General features: G+C 35.0%; 2 protein-coding genes and 1 tRNA gene. 1 reads left to right on the top strand and 2 read right to left on the bottom strand.

From position 1 onward, the window contains the following. Positions 1-114: 114 nt before the first annotated feature. Positions 115-204 (bottom strand) — tRNA-Ser (locus ACFIK0_RS08955). Between the two features lie 1091 nt (positions 205-1295). On the opposite strand from ACFIK0_RS08955, the gene ACFIK0_RS08950 reads away from it, so the two are divergent. Then, positions 1296-2447 (top strand): tyrosine-type recombinase/integrase, encoded by a 1152-nt coding sequence (locus ACFIK0_RS08950; protein WP_375663856.1) that lies wholly within the window; start codon positions 1296-1298, stop codon positions 2445-2447. Between the two features lie 173 nt (positions 2448-2620). Here ACFIK0_RS08950 and ACFIK0_RS08945 read toward each other — a convergent pair whose 3' ends face one another. Continuing rightward, on the bottom strand, positions 2621-2833 hold the full coding sequence (locus ACFIK0_RS08945; protein WP_375620805.1) for a hypothetical protein: 213 nt from the start codon (positions 2831-2833) through the stop codon (positions 2621-2623). Positions 2834-3123: the final 290 nt, after the last annotated feature.

Below are 3123 nucleotides of genomic sequence, written 5' to 3'. Positions count from 1 at the left end.
TCTTTAAAACTCTTTAAAAAAAATAAATTGGTACAAAACCTAGTGTCAAAATATACAAAACCCGCTGGCAAGCTACACACAGAATCAAAAAGTTATAGCACCATAAAAGTGCTGTGGCGGAGGGGGTGGGATTCGAACCCACGGTACAGTCTCCTGCACGCCGGTTTTCAAGACCGGTGCCTTAAACCGCTCGGCCACCCCTCCAAACTAGATATGCTTTTTGACAAATTTCTTGTAAAAGGTCAATCATTTTAAAGCGTTCTTTGTAAAACTATTTAAGTTTCAATTAAAATAATTTTTCATAAGTTAATTCTTTGAGTGTGTTATCTAAGAGTTTCATTTCTAAACATGATAGTTTTTTCTGAAAAAATGAAAGGTAATTATGATATTTATCATTTTTTTCCTGTTTAAAAGTTTTTTATAAAGCAATATTTTTTTAAAGTTCTAACAATCGTTATTCGTAATAATAAGAAATGTTTAGTTGAAAATGTTTGATAAATTATATTAAATTCCGGTCGTGTATTTTTGAATTATTTTACCTTTCCAGATATTTATTTTATTTAGATCGTTCATATTGGCGAAAAGAAAATGTTATTACTCTAACAGTTTATGAGAGATAAATTTGTAAGAATGACATATATATTCAAGGAAAGTTTTTATTGAGTTTAAATTAAGTACAATTCAATAAGAAAGCTCTTTAAAAGATTTTAATTTTTTAAATAAAAATATTCAGATATTTAGTGCGTCTAAATAGTACCTTGGAGGGAATGGTTGATTTGCACTATTTGAATAAAATTTTATGTAAGATTTGCATCGATAGTTTAAAATTTCTTCTAGATATGACTGGAAATTAGGTATATTTATAATGCTTTTTCTGTGGGATAAGCAAAAAGTTAATTTGAATGGAAGAAAAAATTATTGAGCAATACGCTTAGATCAATAGATAGTTTTTTAAGGTATTACATAGTTTTTCAAGAATAGAACTTAAAAACGCTAAATTATGCAGAAGCAGAAAGCATAAACTTTAACAGACAAGGTTTTAAAAGCCGATTCATTTACAAACATGTGTAAAATAAAAAATGGTGCCCCCAGAGAGCGAATCAGGCTTTAGCAACAAGATTCAAAGTATATAAAGATGTGTAAGGGCGTATTGATGTCTATAGCTTTTTATGATTCAATAAAAAAAGTAAGTATTAAAGAAAAAATCTCAAATCAGAAATTAAAGGTGGTCTAAAAGGTGGACCCAAAAAGGTGGACGAGCAATGCTTGAAAAGGTGGACGAGAGGGGACGTTAAGTGAGGGCGATTCATCGGTTATCAGCATCATTCGTAAAGACGTCTCCGCAGGGTAAATATTGTGACGGGGCAGGGCTATGGTTGAATGTTCGAAAAGACAATACACGCTCTTGGTTTTTTCGCTATACGCACTACAATAAGCGCCGTGAAATGGGACTTGGTCCTGTTACAAAACTCTCTTTAAAAGAAGCGCGTGAGCTTGCTAGGCATTATAGTGATATTCTTAAAGAAGGCAATGATCCTATTGTCTTTCGAGAACAAACCGTCTTAAAACAGCAAAGCAATATTTTTCAAGAAATTGCAAAAGCGGCTTTTGAAAGCAAAAAAGCAGAGTTGAAAAATGAAGGTAAAAACGGCCGCTGGTTTTCTCCACTAGAGTTGCACGTGATTCCACACATTGGTAATTTACCTATAGAAAAATTAACAGCCAATATTATTCGCAATGTTCTCTCACCCCTTTGGCATGAAAAAGCAGACACAGCGCGAAAAGCACTTAACCGTATCAATATTTGCTTGAAATATGCTGCGGCTTTTGGTTTAGATGTTGATCTACAGGCTTGTATGAAGGCACGCGCTCTTTTAGGAAAACCACGTGCGACATCAACAAATATTCCTGCTATGCCATGGCAAGAGGTTCCGGCATTTTATCAAAGCTTGGATGATAAGATCCTTTCAAATTTAGCACTGAAGTTACTCATTTTGACGGGAGCACGGTCATATCCATTGCGCTATTTGCGCCTTGAACAAATTGATAAAAATATATGGACGATACCAAAAGAAAACATGAAAGGTATTGTAGGGAAAGTTTCAGACTTTCGCGTGCCACTAAGTGGTGAAGCTTTGAGAGTTATTGAAAAAACTCTCCCCTTTGAAAAGAATGGTTTTCTCTTTTCTGGTCTTAAAGGTAACCCCATTTCTGATGCCACCATGGCAAAATATATGACAGTTTGTGGTTTGACTTATCGTCCCCATGGTTTTCGTTCAAGTTTACGGGATTGGATAGCAGAGACAACGTCAACACCGTTCGAGATTGCCGAAACTGTTCTTGCCCATTCAGTTGGGAGTTCAGTGACAAAAGCTTATATGCGAACGGATTTTTTAGAACAACGACATGTTCTCTTGGAACAGTGGGCTTCATTTATAACAGGATAGAATTTTTACAATTACCTCTGCAGTGTTTTTAGCTATTTTGGAGAGAAATTTGATATGTCCAATTCTGTGAAAATAACAGTTTTAAATGTGTAAAGCTATTATTGATAGTCTCCATGAGACGAGCAAAATTAAGAAACCATTTTCTAAAGAATTTCGCGCGTCTCAGAGTATGTTTAGAGTCGGATATTTGGTTTTTGTGTAAAAATACTTACAAACGCATCCATAATACGTGAAAAATCAAGCGCTAATAAGAGTATAATGAGTACAATCCATTTCGTATAACGCGACATCACTTTTACACTTTTATAGGTCATGATGATTTCTTGAAGGATTTCTTTTTCTGCTTCTGTAAGCTCTGTATCGTCTTGTGTTTTTTTTCTAGCCATGTTTCCACCCACACACGCGTTCACCTAGATTATTGTGCTTTAAAATCTCTCTTGCTAAGTTTGAACTGATGGCGTTCAGATCTTGCTTATCTAAATAAATTGGCAACCAGCCAACACAAGAAGAAGCATATTTATTTGTCGTGCAACCAGTCAGAGAGAGCAGCACGCACATCAGCATCACTTTTTTGATTAACTTCACTTTCCACCTCCAGACGTGTTGTGGCTGCTTTTAAAGCTTTTTCTGTTTGCTTTTGTTGCTCTGCTTTTTTCCCAAGAGTAAAAGCTCTTGC

The organism is Bartonella sp. CL63NXGY, assembly GCF_042194905.1.
In the GTDB taxonomy this organism is placed as follows: Bacteria; Pseudomonadota; Alphaproteobacteria; order Rhizobiales; family Rhizobiaceae; genus Bartonella.
The sequence above is the reverse complement of the archived record's forward strand: the minus strand, read 5'-3'. Positions and strand labels throughout refer to the sequence as shown.

Bases quoted from the DNA above. Each gene is read 5' to 3' on its own strand.
- ACFIK0_RS08945 (WP_375620805.1), bottom strand. From the start codon at position 2,833: ATGGCTAGAAAAAAAACACAAGACGATACAGAGCTTACAGAAGCAGAA.